We start from the raw sequence: 21,950 nt of genomic DNA on the forward strand, positions 1-21,950 counted from the left end.
GCGTACCGACGCCGCGGCGGCAGGCGCTGCACCACCCGTTCGCCCCCTCGCAGTCAACCGTGCGCGACGCTGCTCGATACGCGAAAACGGGGACAGATATTCGCTAACAACCTCCAATCTTTCGAGCTCCCTCTAAATTTATTTCAGATATTTGCCTGCTCCATCGTGATGTGACTGAGCGACGATTCCCACGAGCGTCTAAGCCGCTACCTGCGGATAAATGCCTGCCCCCACCCCCGCCTAGACGAATGGTGCTCCGATCGCTTCATACTGTAACAGAAAGTAAATTGTCGTAATCCCCCGATATAATCTTCGCTTCCCTTTGCAAAACCATCGTCAGAACCGCATGAATACGGCAAATTTGCTCGTCGGCACGGCCAAACCGGCAGACTTCCACGATTCGGCTATCGACAAGCTGAACGACGCTCAACTCGCCCCTCTATTCTGGAAAACGGATCGGATCGACGCGCATAGCGCGTGGAGCGGGCACATTCCGTTTGCACACTGGATCGTCAGTGCCGTTCAGCCGAGGGTGTTGGTGGAGCTCGGCACGCATACAGGGGTTTCGTATGCAGCTTTCTGCGGAGCGGCTCAACGCCTAGAACTCAATACGCGCTGCTACGCAATCGACACGTGGGCGGGAGATCCGCACGCGGGACTGTATGGAGACGATATCTTTGCGAATTTGGAGCAGTACCATCGCGCGAGGTTCGCCGCGTTTTCGACCCTGATGCGCTGCACGTTCGATGAGGCAGCACCGCATTTCGTCGATGGGTCAATCGATCTTCTCCACATTGACGGACTGCACACCTATGAAGCGGTCAAGCACGACTTCGGGACATGGAAGCGCAAACTTAGTGATCGGGCGGTTGTCCTGTTTCACGACACCAACGAGCGGCACGGTGACTTCGGCGTATGGAAACTGTGGGCGGAACTCGAGCCGCAATTCCCTTCGTTCGAGTTTCTGCATGGGCATGGGCTTGGCGTCCTTGCCGTCGGCACCAATGTCAGCGATGCCGTTATCCGGCTTTGCGAGCTCAACGACTCCGACGTTGGGACGATTCGAAACCGATTTGCCATGCTAGGCGAGCGCTGGGAAGTTGAACAGCGTGAAATGGGAAATATTGAATATTTCACCGCCCAAGCTCAAGCACATGCACATTCCCTGAGTGACGCGCAGGCTCTAGCCAAAGCAGAACTTGAAAATGCGAAAGCTTCGGCCAACGCAAATACCGAAGAAGAAAGAACTATCGAGCGGCAAATGGCGGCCCTCATCGTGCAAGCGGAAGTCAAGGAGCGAACGGCCGCGACACGCGCAGCCAAACTAGAAACGACGCTTGCCGTGGAAAGAAAACGCCACGCACAAGCTATCGAAGCGGCGCACGAACATCATGCACGCGAGATTTTGGCCATGCAAAGTCGCCTCGATGCCGCTTTAGCAGTCGGCCCCGCGCTCGAGCGGGCGGTTGCTCATGAGCACGCGCAACGCATGGCGCTCGAATCGAGCGTGTTTTGGCGTCTCTCGCGCCCGGCGCGAAACTATCTCACGTCGCATCCGAAATTTCATCGTAATGCGACCCGCGTTGCCAAGATCGTCACGTGGTCGTTGAGAGGTCAACTTCGCGCGAAACTTGTTGAGCGGAAACACCGGTTGGAAGACACGGCCATCATTGATCGATCTGATCTGTTCGATGCAGGCTGGTACGTCGCCGAATATCCCGATGCCGCGGCCTCTGGTCTGCCGGCAGCGCTGCATTATGCGTTGGTCGGGACCGATCGTAGAAATCCAAGCCCCAGGTTCGACGCCGATTGGTATCTGAGCCATAACCCAGATGTGCGGGCTGCACGAGGCAACCCCCTCGTCCATTACGAAACGCAGGGACGGGCACAAAATCGCGCTATTCAGCCGGTTCGAACGCCACTGCATGGCCTTGCCGCCGTTGGCACGCAAACAGACATTGCACCTCGCGAGCACCAAGTTGATGCGTTCGGCGCTGAACATGCTACTGATGTCCGTGATTTGCTCTCCAATCACTTTGCCTCGACCGGTCCTCTACGCACGTATTTCGTAGCCGGTGACCCGCTGCGCATTACAATGGTCACCGACAGCATTGGCCCTGGAAGTTTATTCGGTGGCGTCGGCACCGCGATTGTGTTTGCGGCCTCGCTCGCGAAACATATTGGCGCGCGGTTGCGCTTGGTTACGCGCACAGAGCCGGCTGACCCAAATGCGTTCGGCGACATCCTGCGGTTGAACAATATTCATTGGCAAGACAACATCGATTTCATCTTTTCGGGTACAACTCAAGGGCGCGAGGTGCCGGTAGGGTCCGACGAAATATTTGTCACGACGTCATGGTGGACAACGCGATCGGTGCGTCAGATTGCCAGTCCTGAGCGAATCATCTATCTGTTGCAAGAAGATGAGCGAATGTTCTACGCACATGGCGATGAGAGACTTCGCTGCATTGAAACGATTAGCGATCCGGACATTCGGACCGTGGTCAACACGAAGCTGCTGTTCGAACACCTGACGACGGGCCCTGCTGCACTGGCGACCGTAGCCCGAAATGGCGTATGGTTCGAGCCCGCATTCCCGACTCTGTTTAGTGGTCAAAATCCGCCCAAAGTCACAAAAGGCGTACGGCGGTTTTTCTTTTACGCTCGCCCCCACAACGCACGAAATCTGTATTGGAGAGGCCTCGAGGCCATCAGCGCGTGCCTTGAAGATGGTTCACTTCCCGCGGAACAATGGGAGTTCCATTTTGTTGGCAAAGATATGCACGACATTGTGCTGCCTCATGGCGTCCGGCCACACCTCCATCAAAACCTGCCATGGCACGAATATATCGAGCTCGTTCGGACCATGAATGTTGGATTATGTCTGATGGATACGCCGCATCCAAGCTACCCGCCCTTGGATCTGGCAGCCACTGGCGCTGTCGTTGTGACGAATCGCAGCGGACTCAAAACATCGCTTGAACAGTATTCCGCCAATATCCTGTCCGCGGACCTTAGCGTTGAGAGTCTAAAGCAGGAAATTGTCAAAGCAGTCGCGTTGGCAAACGATCCCGTGAAACGAGGAACGAACTTCGCGCAAAACAGAATTGGTGCAAGCTGGTCGGAATCGCTGCGTCAGTGCTTGCACCACCTCTACCCGAATACAGCCTCGGAGATACATCATGTTTGAGTCTGCGCTCGTCAACCGAATCGAATACAGCGATCCGTGGAACCTCGAGTTTGATCAGCGCTTTTCCATGCTGAACAGCGCGCCGACGCGCGTCGCGTATTTTTATGAGAAACCAGACACCAGCACTTTTCGGTATAGAGTGTTCAACATGGTGCAGGCTCTCAACGTAGGAAAAAGCGTTTCCGCGTCTTGGTTCCATAACGAGGACATCAAACGCATGCACGAAGTGATTGACCGGGTCGATGCGCTCGTGTTCTGCCGCACCAAGTACACACCTGCTATCGCCCAATTGGTGGCCCGTGCAAAAAACCGCGGCGTGCGGGTTCTGTACGATGTAGACGATCTCGTGTTCAACGCGGACTATGTTCACCTCGTGCTCGACACATTGGATCAGGACGTTAACTTTGAACCGTTGCTCGACAACTTTTTCGCCTACTGCTCGCGAAATGGCGCGTTACTGCGCGCATGCGACGGCGCGATTACGACCAACGAATTCCTGGCCACGCAGATAAAGGCGTTCGCCCCGCATGCCACGGTCGGCGTGGTACCGAATTTTCTCAACCGCGAACAGCAAGAGGTATCAGAACAACTCTTCGCGCGAAAGGAAGTCACGGACTTCGCATCCCAGGCCCCGTACCATATCGGCTACTTTAGCGGCACACCTACGCATCGCCGTGACTTCGCGGTGGTATCGCCGGCGGTGACCCGACTTCTTGAGCAGTACGACGACATTCGCCTGGTCATTGTCGGATTTCTGGAACCGGGACCGTCGCTTGAGCGCTATCGGGATCGCATCGACCAGTACCCACTGCAAGATTTCTTGAACTTGCAACATCTGATCGCTCAGACCGAGATCAATATTGCACCGCTAATCGACAACACGTTCACGAACTGCAAGTCTGAACTCAAATTCTTTGAGGCCGCGATTACCGGCACCATATCTATAGCCACGCCTACTTTCACGTTCAAAAATTCAATTATCGACGGTGAAACTGGATTTCTTGCGAGCTCTCATGAATGGGAATCCAAGCTGTCGCAAGCGTTGACGCTGCTGCGCAACAGGAGTGAGTACGCGAAGATGGCAATTGCAGGATTCAACTACGCCAGGCAGAAGTATGGCTGGGATCAACAGAGTGATGTGATTGAGGCGGCTCTCTTCGGCGAGAGGGTTGTATCCGGAACAGAGACCCGTACGCTTGAAGCGGCATAGGGCTGCCACGGAATCAGCATAGGATTATCTTCAGGGTACTTTTCATAGTTTGCTACGCGGTCGAGAGAGACCCTACAAAAATGGAGACGTTCATGGATCGCAGAGATAAGTTGATTGACGGTTTGAATCTTCAAACGGCTGTCGGCGTCGAGATTGGAGCTCTCTGCAATCCAGTCCTAACAAAGGCTGATGCGGCGGTGTTGTATGTCGACTATACTGATGCGGACACGCTCAGGCGACATTACCACGGCAATGCATACGTCGATCCAGCTAAAATCGTCGAGACTGACGTGATTTGGGGCTCAAAGACATTGAAGGAGTCTTTGAATCGAGAGATCGACTTCGTCATTGCCTCCCACGTTGTGGAGCACGTGCCGGATCTGATAGCTTGGCTTAACGAACTACATTCTGTTTTGTCACCCTCTGGCGAGATCCGGCTCGCCGTACCGGATCGCCGCTTCACCTTCGACTTTTTGCGAAGGGAAACACAGCTTGCGGAAGTTTTGGCCGCATACCTGGTCCACGCCCGTGTTCCGCAACCTTACTTTATTCTCGACTATCTTCTGAATGCCGCTGCAGTCGATCCAATGGCTGCGTGGCGAGGAGAAGTGAGTGCCAGTAATGTTACCCCGACTGCCGATGTAATAGGTACACTAAACCTTGCTCGCGACACTCTGCAGACCGGAGCATATTGTGACGCGCATTGCTGGGTCTTTACGCCACACTCGTTCGCAACCTTGCTGGCGCAACTTGGCGAAGCGGGGCTTATCTCGCTGAGTTGCGAGCAATTCTTCGACACGGAGCCCAACACCATAGAGTTCTTCGTATCGCTTCGAGTCTGTGAAGATAAAAAGCGTATCGTGGAAAGCTGGCGGCGCATGGCTGAGGCGCGTAACGCCGATGTTGCTCACTCTTCGCAACATTCAGACATTCGCACACTCACCGACGAACTGTCGGTTGTAACAGATGCGCTTGCGCTTGCAAAAGCCGATACCCATCGCTTACAACAGAAACTCGAACTGACCGAAAGCCGCTTGCAAACTGCGCTTGAGGCGATTGACTCGATACATCATTCGAATTCGTGGCGAGTGACGGAGCCGCTGAGAAAAATGAAGACAAGGTTTAACCGACGTGCCAGTCGATAACCAGACTTGGGAACAGCTCGTCCGCTTCGTACGCCGATGCTATCGACGCCACCCGCTGTTCCCCTTGGCGGCTTTCCGTCCGCGCCACAGTGAGCCGTTGTGGTCACCAATTGTCTAGTGGAGATAATACCGCACGATAATCGCGCGAACGAGGTCCACAAACGTATACGCTGGGAACACGCTCACACCTAACAGGCACGCCTGCTCAACGATGCGGAATGCACGTACTGTATCCCGCCCCCTAGCGATGAGGTTCGGAAGCGCCAAGCCGAACAATGGGAACAATGCCAGAAAATAGCGTCCCTGTACGCCCTCCACGACCTGCTGCCCGACGGGAGTCCATGTCAGATAAAGCGAACCGAAGATCATACCGACACACGTCAGAATCGACACCGCGATAGTTGCCCGGTCTGCGGCCCGTTTTCCCTCTGGCAAACTCGGCTGCAATACAGTCGATACGAGGGCAAACATCAGCATGACGGCAGCTGCCCTGTAATACCCCGGGCTCATGTATGCGTCAAGCCAGCCAAGAATGCCGACAAAGCTCTGATAGTAAAGTGTTGCATTTTGACGAAATGTGGCAATGGCAATGCTGGGAATATTGAGTGGAGCATGCAACAGGAATGCCACTTGCCCCGCCACTGACCGCGGTGGTGGCACAGGAGCCCATGCCGCATTGCCAAATATCGTAGTAGCGACGATGGCCACCAGGCCGACCGCAGCACACCAGACGGCGCGCTGCCATAATCCATAACTCTGCCCGTCGCGGCCGACACGGAGGGCCGGACAGAAGATAATAAGTAAAAGACCCGCATAGGGTGGTCGCGCCGATATGCACAATATCAGCGCCAAGCCAGCTATCACGAGTTTGCGCGCGTCCAGTTTCCATCGCTCGCTGAGAAACCGCTCAAGGTAAGCGATCAGCAAGAAGCAGACCGGGAATACGGATACTTCTTGGCTGACCGACGAGAAGATCATCAACGTGGAAGGTAAAAGCGCGGTTGCAAATATAAGTGGACGAGTCCTCCTACCGATGGCCAGTGCCCAGCACGTCAGCGCTATACTCATGGCCAAGCCAAGGGCACAAACCACCATGAGCGTGTTTCGCACCGTCATCCGAAACATTTGCCCAATCTTCACGCCTAATGCCTGTGGCAGATAAGCGTACGCCGGGTAAATAGCGGTATTTGGAAATTCGGCGATCCGAATCTCGTTTGTCCAGCGCTGGCCGTTGGCGACAGCGAGCATGGCCGCGGTAACCTTCACTTCAGGGTGAGCTGCGATAGGGTCGAACAGCCGGGAGAATGCTATGGCACCGCCATCAATGGGTCCACCAGACGTCGCGCCGAGTTTTTCGCCTAGCAGATGGCCTTCAGAAATCTGGATTACACGATAGAAGTGATTGACTGCATCCGGCGTCTGGAACGGAGGTGTTGCAACAATTAGGAAGAAGCCCAGCGGTAACGCGAAGCAAAGATATAGCAAATGGAGACGCTGACCTTCGATGATTCGCACAAGCTGATTTAGTACCGGCATATTTGCTCAGTCTCCCCTATCGGGTTATCGCCGTCCGGCGCCGGAGTGTGTGATTAGGACGCACATGCAATCGCATGTATTGCTGAATTTGGAGCGTTTGTGACGTAGTGGCAACAGATTCGAGAAATGTCCACACGAATAGAACCATCGGCCGAGCGAATTGTACAACCCACGATATGCACCGTGCGAGTGTGTGTGCAATGCACTGGCTTTCACCGTCGCAACGCCCCACGCGCATGTAAGCAACGAGAAGCAATAAATTCGACACGCACATTCTAGAGATGCAAATCCTTCCGGATACAATAGTCGTCGCTCCAGTCGCCACATGGTGTTCCATGCTTTTTGACAGTCTCACAAACTTTCACGAACTTCAAACCACCCCATGTCTGAGAAAATTGCCTCTCCCCACATAGCCGTCGCCATCCCATGCTACAACGAGGTTAGAACGATTTCCATCGTGATTACTGATTTTCAGCAGAGCTTACCGAATGCCGAGATCATTGCCCTCGACAACAATTCGACTGACGGAACAGCAGAAGCGGCTCGTGCAGCGGGGGCGCGAGTCATTGCGGTGCCGTTACAGGGCAAAGGTAACGTGGTGAGAAGAATGTTCGCCGATGTCGATGCTGACGTTTTTGTCATGGTCGACGGCGATGCGACCTACGACGCAGCGGCCGCCCCGATGCTCGTCAGCTATTTGCTCGAGAACGGGCTCGACATGGTGGTCGGCTCACGCCTGAGCGACGAACAGACGGCGTACCGGCTTGGCCATCGGTTCGGTAACGTGTTGCTGACCCAATGCGCAGCATCGATCTTTGGAAGAACGTTTAAGGACATGCTGTCGGGCTACAGGGTCTTCTCCCGTCGTTATGCAAAGAGCTTCCCCGCGCACTCGGCAGGCTTTGAAATCGAGACGGAATTGGCTGTCCATGCCTTGGGCATGCGAATGCCGACGGCGGAGATTGAGACGACCTACAAATCACGCCCCGAAGGATCTGAGAGCAAGCTCAACACCTATCGAGACGGGTTCCGAATTCTTATAACGATTCTGAAGCTATTTAAGTCAGAAAAGCCGTTCGCATTCTTCTTCGCAGCTTTTGCAATCTGCATGACTCTGTCAATCGGGCTCGCCCTCCCTGTCTTTCAAACCTATATCGAAACGGGGTTGGTGCCTCGCATTCCGACCGTTATCTTCTGCAGTGGATTGACGCTGTTTGGCGGCATCCTGCTTACCTGTGGAATCCTCCTGGACACGGTGACACGCGGCCGTAATGAAATGAAGCGGCTAGCTTACCTTTCGATACCTCTATTAAAAGGCACTCAACATGAATGCTAATATGAGAGGTCAAATATTGCGCTTTACTATCGCCGGTGCTGTTGGCTTTGTTGTAGACGCTGGCATTCTTTACCTTGCGCTCAAGGCGGGAATCGGAGCGTATGTAGGGAGGGCCATCTCCTTTCTCTGCGCCGTATTTGCAACCTGGCAGATCAATCGCCGCTACACCTTCAGGCATGCAACCAGCCAGTCGGTTTGGCGGGAGTGGATTGAGTATCTGCTAGCCATGATGCTGGGCGGCGCGTGCAACTATGGCATGTATGTCGTCGCCATGAAGCTCGTTCCGGCCAGTGCGCTTACGCCACTGCTAGGGGTCGCCGCGGGTTCGATAACGGGAATGGTTGTGAATTTCACTACAGCAAGAATATGGGTTTTCCGGCACAAACCCGCGGACAAGGCTTAGAGACTTGCGGGCCGAACACGTAAAGACCGCGAGCGACATAGCTAACGGTGGTCTTTGCTGTGCCCCCTGTCATCCAAACCGGTCTATACGTGGCGGGAATGACAACTCGAACGTCGCGCTGGCGGCCGACAGCGCAAGATTGGGGTTGTAGCTGCGATCCTCAGATAGAACGGCGTTGCTGGCCGCAGCAGAACGCCGACCGCCCTCCGGCAATGCCGATTCCGTGTTCCCAACGCTTCCGCTGAACACGACTCTTACCGTGGGGGCGAGTATGTTACGCAGACCTGCGGCCGCCACGCGCAATGAGAGCCCTACTTCCGGGCGCAGCGAACCGGCCCCTCCCGCGCCCACCCCTCCCACACTCAATAAGACTTCCCGTCGAGCGACTACACAAACATTTGGCAGAGCAGACACCACGTGCGTCAATACGGCTCGTCCAAAGTACCCGATATCACGCGAGTCAATTCCGGCTTGGGCGGGCGCAGCGGTTCCGCTCGACATCATGACCATGCCGGCCGCGCAGACCGTTCCGTCAGGCTTGCACAACAGCGGCCCAGCCAATCCTGTTGTCTCCCGCATCGCGTGGCTCAACAAGACATCCAACCACTGGCCGGTCTTAATCTCAACGTTTTCATCGAGAAGACAGACGCACTCACAGTCGATTCTGGTCACTAGGTCGTTGATTATTTCGGCCGCTTCAACGGTATCCCGCGCGTTGCATACCAGCATACGCTGCGCGTCGGCAGGCAGCATCGCGAGAATCCAGTCGGCGTCCGTTTTTGTGCCGAGCGCAACGATCGAAATCCGGTAATTGGCATAACGGGTGTTTGCGAAAACGCTCTTCAGACACACGCCCAAGGCCCTGGTATTGCCACTCGAACTAATGACAATATGCACCCCAGGTTCAAACCGAGGCATTCCGTAGTCGATCCGGACAAACGGAAACTCCTTTGAAGGAGCGACGACTTCGGCATTGATGCGCTGGGCGGCCAAATGATCGGCTATCGCGGTGACACTCGCACGAACCGCATAAGGCTTTTCGTCAACGCTGACGGCAGTACTGCCCTCGATCGTTCTCCAGTGGTACAGCACATGCGGAATGTGCACCACCGCCTCATTGCCCACCGCGCGAACACTTCTCAGCACGAGATCGTGGTCCTGACTGCCCTCTAGTCCTTTGCGAAATCCGCCTATACCACGAACGACCTGTGTTTCAAATACACCGAGATGGGAAAAGAAATTTTGCTGAGTGATGAGCTCCGGATCCCAATCCCCTTTGAAATAAGGCGAACTTCTTTGCCCAGCCGCCGATATTTTGTCTTCGTCGCTGTAGAAGATACGCCCTTCAGGATGCGCATTGATATATTTCACAACCATCGCGAGCGCATGCTTCGGCAGCACGTCATCGTGATCCAGTAATGCAATATATTCGCCCGTGGCAAGCTCAACCGCGCTATTGCTCGCTTCGCAGATATGTCCGTTCTCTGCCCTGAAAACAACGCGTATCCGGGGATCCTTCCTCGCGTACTCGACAAGCATCTCCCGAACATGGAGTTCCGACGACGCGTCGTCCGCGATACAAAGCTCCCAATCTGGATATACCTGATCAAGCACCGATTGAATCATATCGGCCAGAAACTGCGCCGGTGTGTTATAGACCGGCACAACGATGGAAATGAGCGGTTTGCGCATCAAGCCTGCCACCTCTGCCTGCAATTGCCCGAGATCAGCTGTTTGAGGTGAATCGTATGCGACCACCCATCGTTGATAGCCGGATTGTCTCGCCGAAACGCGGGCAATCTTCCGCAGAGCGCCACGCCAACCTTCACGGCGAATGAGCCTGCCGACAGCGCGCAAAGAGCGCCCCACTCCGCCATTGGACGCGATTCGGGCTGCCGCACCACTAAACACGTCAGTAATGGCGCCCAAGGGATACTTTCGCTTGGTGATCATCTGGATTCCAAATGGCTTAGCATTGCCAAACCGACGCGATGCGTAGGCGCCAGGCTCCTTTCACGCCTGCACAACTCAAACCCAAATAGTCTCTCGCGACCCATAAGCATCCGTCACGACTCAACAGCCAACGCAGGCTCAGACGGACGAATCGCAACGCTCATCAGCAAGCCGCCCAATTCTTGCGCTTGCTCGTCGAACAGGCGAATCTGTCCGGCGTACGGATTGCGAAAATCGTCGAGCCGGGTGGGATCGGCCAACAACGCACCAATCGCCTCGGCGAGCTTTGTCCCATCATCGTCCAACGGGATGATGTCGCCATTCTCACCGGGGAAGATATCTTCGACCGCACCGCCAGCATCGGTGGAAATCACCCACACATCCCGAATCAGCGCCTCGCGCACCGAAAGTCCGAAGCTTTCCTTGCACTGTGTGGGGAACAACAAAACATCGATATCGTTGAAGAAATTGTCGATGGTTGCCTGCGTGTACGACGGAACGATTTTCAGCGTACCGGGAACATTCCACGTGTGGGTATCGATGGAATGTCTTCCGAGATTAAGCACGTTGTCAACCACACGCAGTTCGTAGTTGGAGTATCGAAGACTCTTGAAAGCTTTCTTGATGACTTCTGCTCCCTTGATCGGAATCTCGCCCCCTACGTAGCCGAAACGCAAAGGCCGGCTCCTCAGGGATTCGCGCTGTATACGCTCGCTAGGCGGACGAATTCCGTTCTTGTTGACCACAATTTTTGCGGGATCGAAACCATTTTCCGCGTACAACTGCCTAGAGAATTCGCTGGGGGCGATCAACAACGCAGCAGACGACAAAATCTCGTGCAACCGCATCTGCCGATAGGTATTGAGGCCTGCGTCGCTAACGCACGACGCGCACACGTTAGTATCGATCTTCCGCTGATTGCAATACCGGTTCTCGCCTGTGATCATGAAATGGCGCCCACAGATCCACCATGCATCGTGCAGCGTCACAACGAACGGAATGCCTTCGTTCTGGCAAATTTCCGCGATTTGAGCGCCGATACCTTGAATGCTGTGCAAATGAACTACACCAGGACGCACAGCGTGGACGACTTCCGAGAACGCGCTAAGAGAATGCGGATTCTCGAATCCGAACGACGGATCATTTTCATGCGGCAACCCCATCGCAAAAGCGCTGGCTGCCGTTGATTCATATCGAACCAGTTTGTAGGCGGGCACATCGCTCGTTGGCAACGAAGTGAACATAAAGTAGTCGATGTCGTCGCCTTGATTCAAGCGCCTTGCCATCTCCTCCGCGATGACGGTGGCACCGCCAAAGCTCCTCGGCTCGAAGTAGATGTTCACCCCCAGCACGCGCACCTTCGTCGTTTCGCGCTGATACGGTGCAAGTATCGGGGCGACTTGCGTGTTCGCAATAGTGTGCGGCGCATAATCTATGGAAACGTGATCGTAAGCCCGTTGAGCGACTGCTTCACGCAATCCGACGTCGTCGATCATTGCAAGCAGCACTTCCTCCCACTCGCCCAGACTATCGGGAAGATAACCGGTGTCGCCGTGCCGGATCGCCGTTCTGAAAGCGGCCCTTGGCGAACACAAGGACGGTAGCCGAACGATAGAAGCCTCGAGGTACTTGATGTTCGACTTCGCATCGTTGAACACGCTATCTTCGAGTGGCGCGATACTGATATCGCATTCCGACAGACGCTTGAGATATGTCGGGTAGTTGGACAGGGGCAAACGCTCAATCTGTCCGCTTACCTCAGCGAAATCAGGCGGCAGATTCAGTTCTCCTAGTACCCGGAATCGAACGTCAGGCCTTGCCTGCAAGACGCGCTTGATAGCTGGCGCTGCAACGCGGAAATCGGCGTCGTGCGTTTTCGTGCCCGATCCGTATGCAATACGGACGAGCCCATCGCTCTGTCTAGATTCCCCATTGATGCGTCTGGCGACACGCACTGTCTCTTCATCGAGCGCATTCTCGACCACAAACGCCTTTGCCACGCCTGCGTCGAGCATTGCGTCGGCGATTCCCGTAGTCGACGCAATGCCAAAGTCGCAGGCCAGCATGGCTGCGCGATACAGAGGCACACCGGACAGCACGCCCTTTTTTGCCTCGGAATTCAAATCTCTCAGATTGGAATTGCGGATGTACTTCTCAGCATCGAAGATGATGTCATCCACCTCCCAGAACGTCACCAAGCCGCGTGCTTTTGCCTCCGCGATCACGCTGAGCGGTTCCGGAAATCCGGGTACGCGATAGAAGAATGCGACGGAATGTGTCTGCAACAGGTCCCGGCAGCTTTGAATATCGTTCCAACTGACTACGCTGCAGTCGATCCCCAGATCCTGGATCATCTGCTGCTTCTGGGTCACACGATACTTGAGACACTGTGGGATACTCGTCTCCGCGATAATAAGGACGCGCAGTCCCAGCCGATCAAGCGCAGGTGCGGCTGGTGGCAACTTGAATACTGGCAACAGCAGCCCGCCTGCCGCGCCACCGCGCAGCAATGTACGCAGCCCGTGGCGCCGGGGCGCCGCAGCAATCTTGCGCAACGTTGTGGTCCACCCTTGCGACTTCACTGAGTCTCTAACAATAGCTGCAAGATTTCTGGCTGTGGACACAGCAGCACGTGGACCAGGCAAAGATGTGGCTACCACCCGCACTGGCGCGGTGAGCCGCCAGGATGTCGAGCCACGCAAGGCAGCGACTTCACTGTTAGCTCGCTGCAGCCGCTCGGCCGCTTCACGCAGTGAAACAGTCTGTTCATCGAGTTCTTCTTTGAGATCGGCGAGTTGCGCTTGCACCCTTTTCTGCTCCATCTCGCTGTCACGCACCCTTGCCTCCGCCGCCGCAAGCTGACTGCGTTCAGTCAAGAGTTCGTTGTTCTTGGAAAAAAGTTCGCTGTCCTTTCCAACGAGAGTCCTTCGCGCCTCATCCAAGGCGAGCGTTTTTCGCTCCAACTTGCCAAGCGCATCGTCCAACGATTGCTGAAGTGTGATCGCCCTGCCCAGACGCCCGTATGCCTGCCGAATCTTTGCAGCATCAACACCGCGTGCTTCACACAGCGTTCGAAGAGCGTCGGGAATATCGTCACCAACCGCCAGCACGCCGAGACCATGCCCGTGAAGGAACTCGAATGCCGGATACTTGACGCTTAGATCATCCCAAAGCCGCCATACGCCGAAATCCTGCTCACGAACATTACTGTCGTGAAGAAGAACAATCCCGCGACGCGACATCTTCGGCAACCAGGTTTCGAAGTCATGCCGCACGCTCTCGTAGTCATGTTGTCCGTCAATGTGCAGCAGATCTATCGATCCATCCGGAAAATGCGCCAACGCCGCGTAGAACGTCGATTTGATAAGTCTGGAGAAATGCCCGTAGTTTCTGTCGTTGTATTGACTCAGTTCCAGGTAGACTTCGTCGCCGTAGAATCCAGCTTGTGCGTCGCCTAGCCAACTATCAACGGCAAAACAGCGTGTGGGCAACCCAAGACGTTCGACCGCCTGGCACCACGCCATATAGGAGAAACCATTGTGCGTACCCAGCTCTACCAGCGTTGACGGACGCAAAGTACTCATCAGCCAGAATGCAAACGGCCCATGCTCCAGCCATGCGGACATGACAATTCGATGTGGCCACCAGAGCGACGCAGGAGACACGACAGCGCCAAGCGACTCTGCATCCGGCTGACTATCAAATTTTGCATTCCCTGACATCATTGCGATTAAACCCTAAGAAACGGTTGCGAAACCTAGCCCATCCGAATGTGGAACTGGTCAGCCAGCCGTCTGTTGCTCATAAGCAGCGACGACTTCCTCTACCGGCCCGAAGGCGCGTACGCGACCGCGCTCCATCCACAACGCCTTGTTGCAAACCTTCCTGATTTCGGGATTCGAATGCATTGCCAGCACGACGATTTCAGCGCGGCCGTGCAGATCAGCCAGGCGCCCTTCTGCTTTGTGCATGAACGACGCGTCACCCACCCCCATCACTTCGTCCAGTAGAAGAATCTCTGCGTCGACTGCGGTCGACACGGCGAAAGCCAGTCGCACCCTCATGCCGCTCGAATAGGTTCGCAACGGCAGGTCAAGGTAATCGCCAAGCTCGCAGAATTCCGCGATCGCCTCCTGCTTCGCGCGAATTTCCGCATCGGACATGCCAAGCAGCAGGCCGCGCAAGCGGATGTTCTGCATGCCCGTCGAGTTCTCGTCCATTCCGAGGCTGATGTCGAGCAGCGGCACAACTTTGCCGTTGCTCGTCACCGTCCCATTCGTAGGCGCATAGATGCCAGCCATCATGCGTAGCAACGTAGATTTGCCGGCGCCATTGTGGCCGATTAGCCCAATGCGGTCGCCACTTTCGAGCCGCAGGTCCACGCTATCGAGCGCACGAACGACGATCACGCCGTCGTTGCTTTCTGCAATCGTGTTCCGGCGCCCCATGCGCAACACTTTCTTTTTCAGCGAACGTCCCTGCACGTCATAGATGGGCAAGTCGAGCGTCGCGCCCTTAAGTTCGATATACGCCATGATTTGCCCTATTAGACCCAGTACGGAATGCGCTTCAAGAAACGGCCGGTCAATGCGAGAGCAAAGAGCCAGCCAAGTATTGCCATCGAAATCGCCACGATCCATGTCAAAGGGCTCGGAAACTGCCCGATCAGGGGAGCGCGCACCAGTTCGACAAGATGCGCTAGCGGATTGAACTCGACAATGAAAGAGAAACGACGCAGTGAGTCTGGCCGATAGATGATCGGCGTGATGTAGAACGCGATCTGCATGACTGCTGCAACGATCTGTGGCAAATCACGAAACCGCGCGGAGAGCAAAGCGGTCACCATCGCAATCCAAAGCGCGTTGATCAGATACAGAATCAGGGCTGGAATGAAGATCGGCAACGTGATCCAGCTTTTCACCCCGAATACAATGAGCAGCACAAGAACGATTAAAAAATTGTGCGCAAGAATCACAAGATTGCGCCAAACCACTTGCAGGATATAGATCAGCTTCGGCGTTGACGCTTGCCGGATATATTGCCCGCTATTGATGTATGCGGTGCTGCCCTCGATAACGATCTGCGAGAACGTACCCCACATCACAAGGCTGATAGACAGAAACGGCAGGTAGTCGCTCATCTTCTGGCCGAAGAGCGAGCCGTAGACGACACCAATGGAACCAATCATCACGCCCATGCTGATAGTCAGCCAAAATGGCCCAACTCTCGAGCGTGCATAGCGCTGCCGGACTTCCAGCCAGCCGAGTAGCGTCCAAAGGCGCCATGATGCGACGCTTTGTTTCAAATCGACAATTATCAGGTTAAACATTGCGGGCTTCTAGATTCGTCTTCGTATTAAAAGAGGGAGGTAACGGTGTATTGCGTCGCATTGTGTCGTGTCATTGTTTCTCCAGAGGCCCTAGGCGCCCCATCAGACCGTGTCGGATGCCGTGAAATGCCATGCGCAAGTGCGCAAGACGTGGTCGCAGGAACAACCCATAGACAATCAGGCGAACAGGAAACTTGACAAGCTCCGTGGACTTCCACGTCCACGGAACATAACCGCGCTTGATCAACGCAACCGCGTTACGGAAGAGATAGTAGTGTCGCAGTGGGCTATGACTCGGATACCGTCGTCCGAATACTCGAACTGGCTCACCACCCAATTCATGAGCAAGCCGGAATTCAGGCGCACCCAGTACCGTGAAGCCTTTCGCGCGCGCTCTGACACACCACTCCAGATCAACCAGATCGATGAACAACGCATCATCCATTGGGCCAATCTCTCGCCACACGTTCAGATTGATGCACGACCCCGAGCTGATCAGGAAATCAACATCGATCGGACGCGTGCCGACCGGCGCAACCCGCCGCAGTGTCAAATAGCCAAACCGCACGAAGGGCGCCACTCCGCCCAGACGAGCGTCCTCATAAGCCGGGCCAATCAAGGCAACGCGCGAGTTGCGGCTCAGCTCCTCGTCAAGCAGCCGCGGCAACCCCTCAAGCAATTGCGTGGAAGGTTCGCTATCCTGATCGAAGATAAGCGCACACTTGCAACCCGCGCTCATCAGCAACTCAACGCCCTGATTAATTGCGGTCGCGATACCGTGGTTCACCCCATTGGCGACATAAACTATCTCGTCAACGAGTCCCAAGTCTGCACCGCTCCGCACACCGGCAGTATTGTCGACGACGACGCAGCGAGCCGCTCTGGCAACGCGATTCGCCCGGCGCACGCAATGGGTATCGGGCCGATAGAATACGATAACAATGCCGCACTCTGCCATGTTGATCGATCAATCGGCCATGCACAGGCGCAATGCGTCTTCCCAGACTGGCATTTGGAGACCAAACGTATCAGTCAGCTTTTGCGACGACATCCGTGAATTCCGTGGGCGCTTCGCCGGAACCGGGTAGTCGATCGAGGCAATCGGCGACAGCTTGGGGCCTTCGTCGCCCATCGCGATATCAAAGATCGCCTGCGCAAATCCGTGCCACGATGTTTGGCCAGCAGAAGTAAGGTGATAAATACCCGAACGCTCTGCCCACCAGTTCGCGCTGTTGCTAGCAAGACCCTGCGCTACTATGTGAGCGGTGGTCGTCGCGATGGTATTGGACCAGGTCGGCGCCCCGATCTGATCAGCTACGACTCGCAATTCCGGCCGCTCAGCGCCCAGCTTCAACATGGTCAGCAAAAAATTCTTGCCTCGCCGGCCATAGACCCAACTTGTGCGCAAAATCAAATGTGCGCAGCCGCTTGCCACAATAGCCTTTTCGCCGGCCAGCTTGCTCTCGCCGTAAACATTTTGCGGATTGGCTGCATCTTCTTCGACGTACGGAGCGTCTTTTGTACCGTCAAACACGTAGTCGGTCGAAAAATGAATCAGTGTCGCACCGCTTTTCGCAGCTTCCTCCGCCAATATGCGAGGCGCGCCCGCGTTCAGGCGCATAGCCGCATCAATCTCTGATTCCGCCTTGTCCACTGCGGTATAAGCCGCGGGATTGACAATAAGCGAAGGTCTCAGCTCCCTCACAACGGAACGAATATTATCGAAGTCTGACAGGTCGAGAGACTGACGGTCCAATGTCACGACGCGGCCCAGCCCCTGCAAGGTACGCGTCAACTCGAAACCTACCTGACCGTTGACGCCAGTCACAAGGATGGTGGATTGCTTGCTCATCCAGACCTCAGGCGAAAACTTCGGCTTGGGTCAATGGCTTGCCTGCCGCATCCTTCGCAGCCAGCAACGGCTCGAAATCAGTCGGCCACTCGATGCCGATGACCGGGTCGCGCCAGAGAAGGCTGCGCTCGTGCTCAGGGAACCAGTAATCCGTGGTCTTATAGAGGAACTGCGCCGACTCCGACAGCACGACGAAGCCGTGCGCGAAACCCGGCGGCACCCACAACTGACGGTGGTTTTCTTGCGACAAATTCACCCCCACCCACTTGCCGAAATTCGGTGAACTCTTGCGGATATCGACAGCGACATCGAATACTTCACCTTCGACCACGCGCACGAGCTTGCCCTGCGCATGCTGAATCTGATAGTGAAGACCACGCAGCACGCCCTTTGCCGAACGCGAGTGGTTGTCCTGCACGAACGTGACGCCCTTCTCCACGTGCTCCGCGAACTCCACGGCGTTGAAGCTTTCGTAGAAATAGCCACGCGCATCGCCGAACACTTTCGGCTCGATGATCTTGACTTCAGGCAGCGCGGTCGCGATTACTTGGATGGCCATGCCACTTGATCCGTAAGAATATTTTGCAGATATTGCCCGTAGGCATTCTTGGCGAGCGGTTTGGCCAGTGTCAGCAGTTGCTCGGCATCGATCCACTGCTTCCGGTACGCAATTTCCTCCGGACATGCGACCACCAGACCTTGCCGCTTCTGTAGCGTAGCGATAAAGGTCGCCGCTTCGATTAACGAATCGTGCGTGCCCGTATCGAGCCAGGCGTAACCGCGGCCCATGATCTCGACGTTGAGCGCGGCATCCGCCAGATAACGGGAATTGACGTCTGTGATTTCAAGCTCGCCACGCGGCGAAGGCTTGATGTCAGCGGCGATATCGCACACCTGCTTGTCGTAGAAGTACAGACCCGTCACCGCGTAGTTGGAGCGCGGCTTAACCGGCTTCTCTTCAATCGACACCGCACGAAACTGCTTGTCGAACTCCACCACGCCGTAACGCTCAGGATCGTGAACGTGATAAGCGAACACGGTCGCGCCCTGGTCCTGCTGGTCGGCGTGCTCCAGTTGCTTGGCCAGATCATGACCGTAAAAGATGTTGTCGCCGAGAATCAGCGCCGACGGTTCATTACCCACGAACTCCCGGCCGATGATAAACGCCTGCGCGAGCCCGTCCGGCGAAGGCTGCACCGCGTACTGGATGTTCATTCCCCACTGGCTGCCGTCGCCGAGCATCGCCTCGAAGCGCGGCGTGTCCTGCGGCGTCGAAATGATCAGCACGTCCCGGATGCCCGCCACCATCAGCGTGGACAGCGGGTAGTAGATCATCGGTTTGTCGTACACCGGCAGCAACTGCTTGGATACGACGTGCGTGATCGGATACAGGCGCGTGCCTGAACCGCCCGCGAGAATAATGCCTTTGCGCGCCATTGCCGTGCCCTTACGCGCGTTGCGCGTAGTTGGTCTCTACCCACTTGCGGTATTCGCCCGAGGCGACTTCGTCCGACCACGCCTGGTTGTCCAGATACCACTGCACCGTTTTCGCCAGACCCGTCTCGAACGTCTCCGCCGGCTTCCAGCCAAGCTCGCGTTCGAGCTTGCGCGCGTCGATCGCATAACGGCGGTCGTGGCCCGGACGATCCTTCACATAGGTGATCTGGTCGCGGTACGAAGCGCCCGCCTTCGGACGCAACTGGTCGAGCAGGTCGCACAGCGTGTGAACCACTTCGAGGTTCTTCTTCTCGTTCCAGCCGCCCACGTTGTACGTCTCGCCCGGCGTGCCGCGCGTGAGCACTTCGCGGATCGCGCTGCAGTGGTCGCCCACATACAGCCAGTCGCGCACGTTCTGGCCGTCGCCATATACCGGCAGCGCCTTGCCTGCGAGTGCGTTGGCGATCATCAGCGGAATCAGCTTCTCGGGGAACTGGTACGGGCCGTAGTTGTTCGAGCAGTTCGTGGTGAGCACCGGCAGGCCATACGTATGGTGATACGCGCGCACCAGATGGTCCGAACCCGCCTTGGTCGCCGAATAAGGGCTGTTCGGAGCGTACGGCGTGGTTTCGGAGAATTGCGGATCGGTAGCGGACAGCGAGCCGAACACTTCGTCGGTCGACACATGCAGGAAGCGGAAAGCGGCCTTGTCGGCCTCGCCGAGCGCGTTCCAGTAGTTGCGCGTCGCCTCGAGCAGCGTGAAGGTGCCGACCATGTTCGTTTGCACAAAATCCGCCGGGCCGTGGATCGAACGATCCACATGGCTTTCGGCCGCAAAGTGCAGCACGGCCCGCGGCTTGTGCTCGGCGAACAGTGCGTCGAGCGCGCGGCGGTCGCAGATATCCGCGCGCACGAAGATGTGCTTCGGATTGCCTTGTTGCGACTTCAGCGTACCCAGATTGCCAGCATAGGTCAGCTTGTCTACATTCAGCACCGCTTCGTCCGACGCATTGAGCCAATCGAGCACAAAATTGGCGCCGATAAAGCCGGCACCGCCCGTTACCAGGATCATGAAATTCCCTTCCAGAGGTGGGTGCAGATCGGAATCCGTTCGCCGATCTGCGCTCCCCGCGTTATGGTTTTCGATTCTTGTCAACGCCCATAGCTGCCGCATTTCAGCCTGCAGGCGATCGGGCGCCAATCTTAGGAAGCCCTGATTATAAAGCCGCCCGGGGTAAAAACTAGAACCCTAACAACTTGAAACAGCTTGACAAATTTCGTTTTGTTCGAATAATTCATCCGTCGTTCTGACGGAGAACGTCGCGGCCAGCAGCAGCAAGGATGACGAACCATCGTACACATGGAATGGCTAGCGGCCTGAATCAGCGCGATGCGCCGGGGAATACGGGAGTGAAACACTGTACAGGTCTGAACAAATCAGCTCTGGCGCGCGATGCTCTATGACTGTTTATACGCGAACGAAGGTCGCGCGTCACTACGCCGCAAAAACGCGAAGCGTTGTAAATGCGCCGGCTAAGCCGCGAGCATCCAGCGCAGCGTGTCCATGAATGGAATCGCCTCGACTTTTGGCACGAGCGTGCGCAGTTTGGCGGGCGATCCGGCCAGTATTTTCACGTCGGTTTGCCGAACGAAGGCGGGATTGATCTGAATCTTGAGTTCGTGGCCTGTCAAATCGCTGGCCGCCGTAAGAATTTCACGCAAGGTGAAGGGTGTGCCGGTGCAGACATTGACCGTCTCGGCGGCGGCCTCGGAGTCGAGCAGCGCTTCATAGGCGCTCGCCACGTAGCGCACGTCGGAGAAATCGCGCGCAACATCGATATTGCCGAGTTCAATCGCCGGTTCACGGCGCGCAAAGTGCTCGACGATCTTCGGCACGAGGAAGTTCGATGCCTGGCCGCGGCCGGTGTAGTTGAACGGCCGCACGATCAGGATCGGCAGCCGGTCGAACCAGGTCCGCACCATCGTTTCCATCGCCGCCTTGCTGGCGGCGTAGTGATTGACCGGCGTGACCGGAAAACTCTCGTCGATCGCGTCGCTCGTCACATTGCCGTAGACGTTCGCGCTGCTCGCAATCAACAGCTTGCGCGGCGTGTGACCCACGGCGGCGCACGCCTCCAGCAGATTCAGGGTGCCCAGCACGTTGACGCGGTAAAAGTCGAGCGGATCGTTATGGCCCACGAAGCTGATCGCAGCCAGATGGACGATGTAGTCGGGGCGCGCGATTTCGATCGCACGCCTGCACGCGTCCGGCGACGTAATGTCGAGCCTCACGCGAGTGGGCGTTTCCGGCTCGTTGCGCCCGGCGACCGTTTCGATCACAGTGTGGCCTCGGCCGAGCAGGTTATCGACCAGATAGCGGCCAGTGAAGCCGCTCGCGCCGGTTACGAGCGTACGGATAGGTTGCTGCGCATGAAAAGACGACATGCTGTTCTCCGTTCACGAGGGTCATCGTGTTGTGCTGCAATATCGCGCGCGCCGCTCGCCGGGGCGCTTGCCGGCGGCGTCTTGCGCCGCCTGACGCGATACGGGCACTTCAAA

16 protein-coding genes are annotated in these 21,950 nt (G+C 56.1%); 5 read left to right on the plus strand and 11 right to left on the minus strand.

What is annotated here, in order from left to right:
- Positions 1–346 precede the first annotated feature (346 nt).
- The 3 genes from P0D71_RS13945 to P0D71_RS13955 all read left to right on the plus strand — a co-directional run bounded on the left by P0D71_RS13945 (position 347) and on the right by P0D71_RS13955 (position 5,545).
- Positions 347–3,190 carry a rhamnosyltransferase WsaF family glycosyltransferase gene (locus P0D71_RS13945; RefSeq protein WP_408480540.1) on the plus strand — a complete coding sequence of 948 codons (2,844 nt, stop codon included), beginning with the start codon at positions 347–349 and terminating at the stop codon, positions 3,188–3,190.
- Positions 3,183–4,400: a glycosyltransferase gene (locus tag P0D71_RS13950; protein ID WP_408480542.1), complete on the plus strand. Its 1,218-nt coding sequence runs from the start codon at positions 3,183–3,185 to the stop codon at positions 4,398–4,400. The genes P0D71_RS13945 and P0D71_RS13950 overlap by 8 nt, the downstream gene beginning before the upstream one ends.
- 92 nt (positions 4,401–4,492) lie before the next feature.
- Positions 4,493–5,545, plus strand: coding sequence for a methyltransferase domain-containing protein (locus P0D71_RS13955; RefSeq protein ID WP_408480544.1), 1,053 nt, complete (start codon positions 4,493–4,495; stop codon positions 5,543–5,545).
- A 114-nt stretch (positions 5,546–5,659) separates the two neighbouring features.
- Here the strand turns inward: P0D71_RS13955 and P0D71_RS13960 are convergent, their stop codons facing one another.
- Complete coding sequence (locus P0D71_RS13960; protein WP_408480546.1) at positions 5,660–7,081, minus strand: DUF2142 domain-containing protein; 1,422 nt, start codon at positions 7,079–7,081, stop codon at positions 5,660–5,662.
- A 382-nt stretch (positions 7,082–7,463) separates the two neighbouring features.
- On the opposite strand from P0D71_RS13960, the gene P0D71_RS13965 reads away from it, so the two are divergent.
- Complete coding sequence (locus P0D71_RS13965; RefSeq protein WP_408480548.1) at positions 7,464–8,417, plus strand: glycosyltransferase family 2 protein; 954 nt, start codon at positions 7,464–7,466, stop codon at positions 8,415–8,417.
- Positions 8,407–8,820, plus strand: coding sequence for a GtrA family protein (locus P0D71_RS13970; protein WP_408480550.1), 414 nt, complete (start codon positions 8,407–8,409; stop codon positions 8,818–8,820). The genes P0D71_RS13965 and P0D71_RS13970 overlap by 11 nt, the downstream gene beginning before the upstream one ends.
- A gap of 69 nt (positions 8,821–8,889) precedes the next feature.
- Here P0D71_RS13970 and P0D71_RS13975 read toward each other — a convergent pair whose 3' ends face one another.
- The 10 genes from P0D71_RS13975 to P0D71_RS14020 all read right to left on the minus strand — a co-directional run bounded on the left by P0D71_RS13975 (position 8,890) and on the right by P0D71_RS14020 (position 21,836).
- On the minus strand, positions 8,890–10,773 hold the full coding sequence (locus P0D71_RS13975) for a glycosyltransferase family 2 protein (RefSeq protein WP_408480552.1): 1,884 nt from the start codon (positions 10,771–10,773) through the stop codon (positions 8,890–8,892).
- A gap of 113 nt (positions 10,774–10,886) precedes the next feature.
- Positions 10,887–14,399 (minus strand): class I SAM-dependent methyltransferase, encoded by a 3,513-nt coding sequence (locus P0D71_RS13980; RefSeq protein WP_408480554.1) that lies wholly within the window; start codon positions 14,397–14,399, stop codon positions 10,887–10,889.
- Positions 14,400–14,555: 156 nt separating this feature from the next.
- Positions 14,556–15,308 (minus strand): ABC transporter ATP-binding protein, encoded by a 753-nt coding sequence (locus tag P0D71_RS13985; RefSeq protein ID WP_408480742.1) that lies wholly within the window; start codon positions 15,306–15,308, stop codon positions 14,556–14,558.
- Positions 15,309–15,319: 11 nt separating this feature from the next.
- Positions 15,320–16,102 carry an ABC transporter permease gene (locus tag P0D71_RS13990; protein ID WP_408480556.1) on the minus strand — a complete coding sequence of 261 codons (783 nt, stop codon included), beginning with the start codon at positions 16,100–16,102 and terminating at the stop codon, positions 15,320–15,322.
- Between the two features lie 70 nt (positions 16,103–16,172).
- Positions 16,173–17,060, minus strand: coding sequence for a glycosyltransferase family 2 protein (locus P0D71_RS13995; protein WP_408480558.1), 888 nt, complete (start codon positions 17,058–17,060; stop codon positions 16,173–16,175).
- 9 nt (positions 17,061–17,069) lie between these two features.
- Complete coding sequence (rfbD, locus tag P0D71_RS14000; protein WP_408480560.1) at positions 17,070–17,954, minus strand: dTDP-4-dehydrorhamnose reductase; 885 nt, start codon at positions 17,952–17,954, stop codon at positions 17,070–17,072.
- 7 nt (positions 17,955–17,961) lie between these two features.
- The gene (rfbC, locus tag P0D71_RS14005; RefSeq protein WP_408480562.1) at positions 17,962–18,513 is read right to left on the minus strand and encodes a dTDP-4-dehydrorhamnose 3,5-epimerase; all 552 of its coding nucleotides are present in this window, start codon (positions 18,511–18,513) and stop codon (positions 17,962–17,964) included.
- A complete protein-coding gene (gene rfbA, locus P0D71_RS14010) occupies positions 18,498–19,391 on the minus strand; it encodes a glucose-1-phosphate thymidylyltransferase RfbA (RefSeq protein ID WP_408480564.1) in 894 nt (297 codons plus the stop codon). The genes rfbC and rfbA overlap by 16 nt, the downstream gene beginning before the upstream one ends.
- Positions 19,392–19,401: 10 nt before the next feature.
- A complete protein-coding gene (gene rfbB / locus P0D71_RS14015) occupies positions 19,402–20,463 on the minus strand; it encodes a dTDP-glucose 4,6-dehydratase (protein WP_408480566.1) in 1,062 nt (353 codons plus the stop codon).
- Between the two features lie 461 nt (positions 20,464–20,924).
- The gene (locus P0D71_RS14020; protein ID WP_408480568.1) at positions 20,925–21,836 is read right to left on the minus strand and encodes a GDP-mannose 4,6-dehydratase; all 912 of its coding nucleotides are present in this window, start codon (positions 21,834–21,836) and stop codon (positions 20,925–20,927) included.
- Positions 21,837–21,950: the final 114 nt, after the last annotated feature.

The organism is Paraburkholderia sp. RL17-383-BIF-A (assembly GCF_046028015.1).
GTDB lineage: Bacteria > Pseudomonadota > Gammaproteobacteria > Burkholderiales > Burkholderiaceae > Paraburkholderia.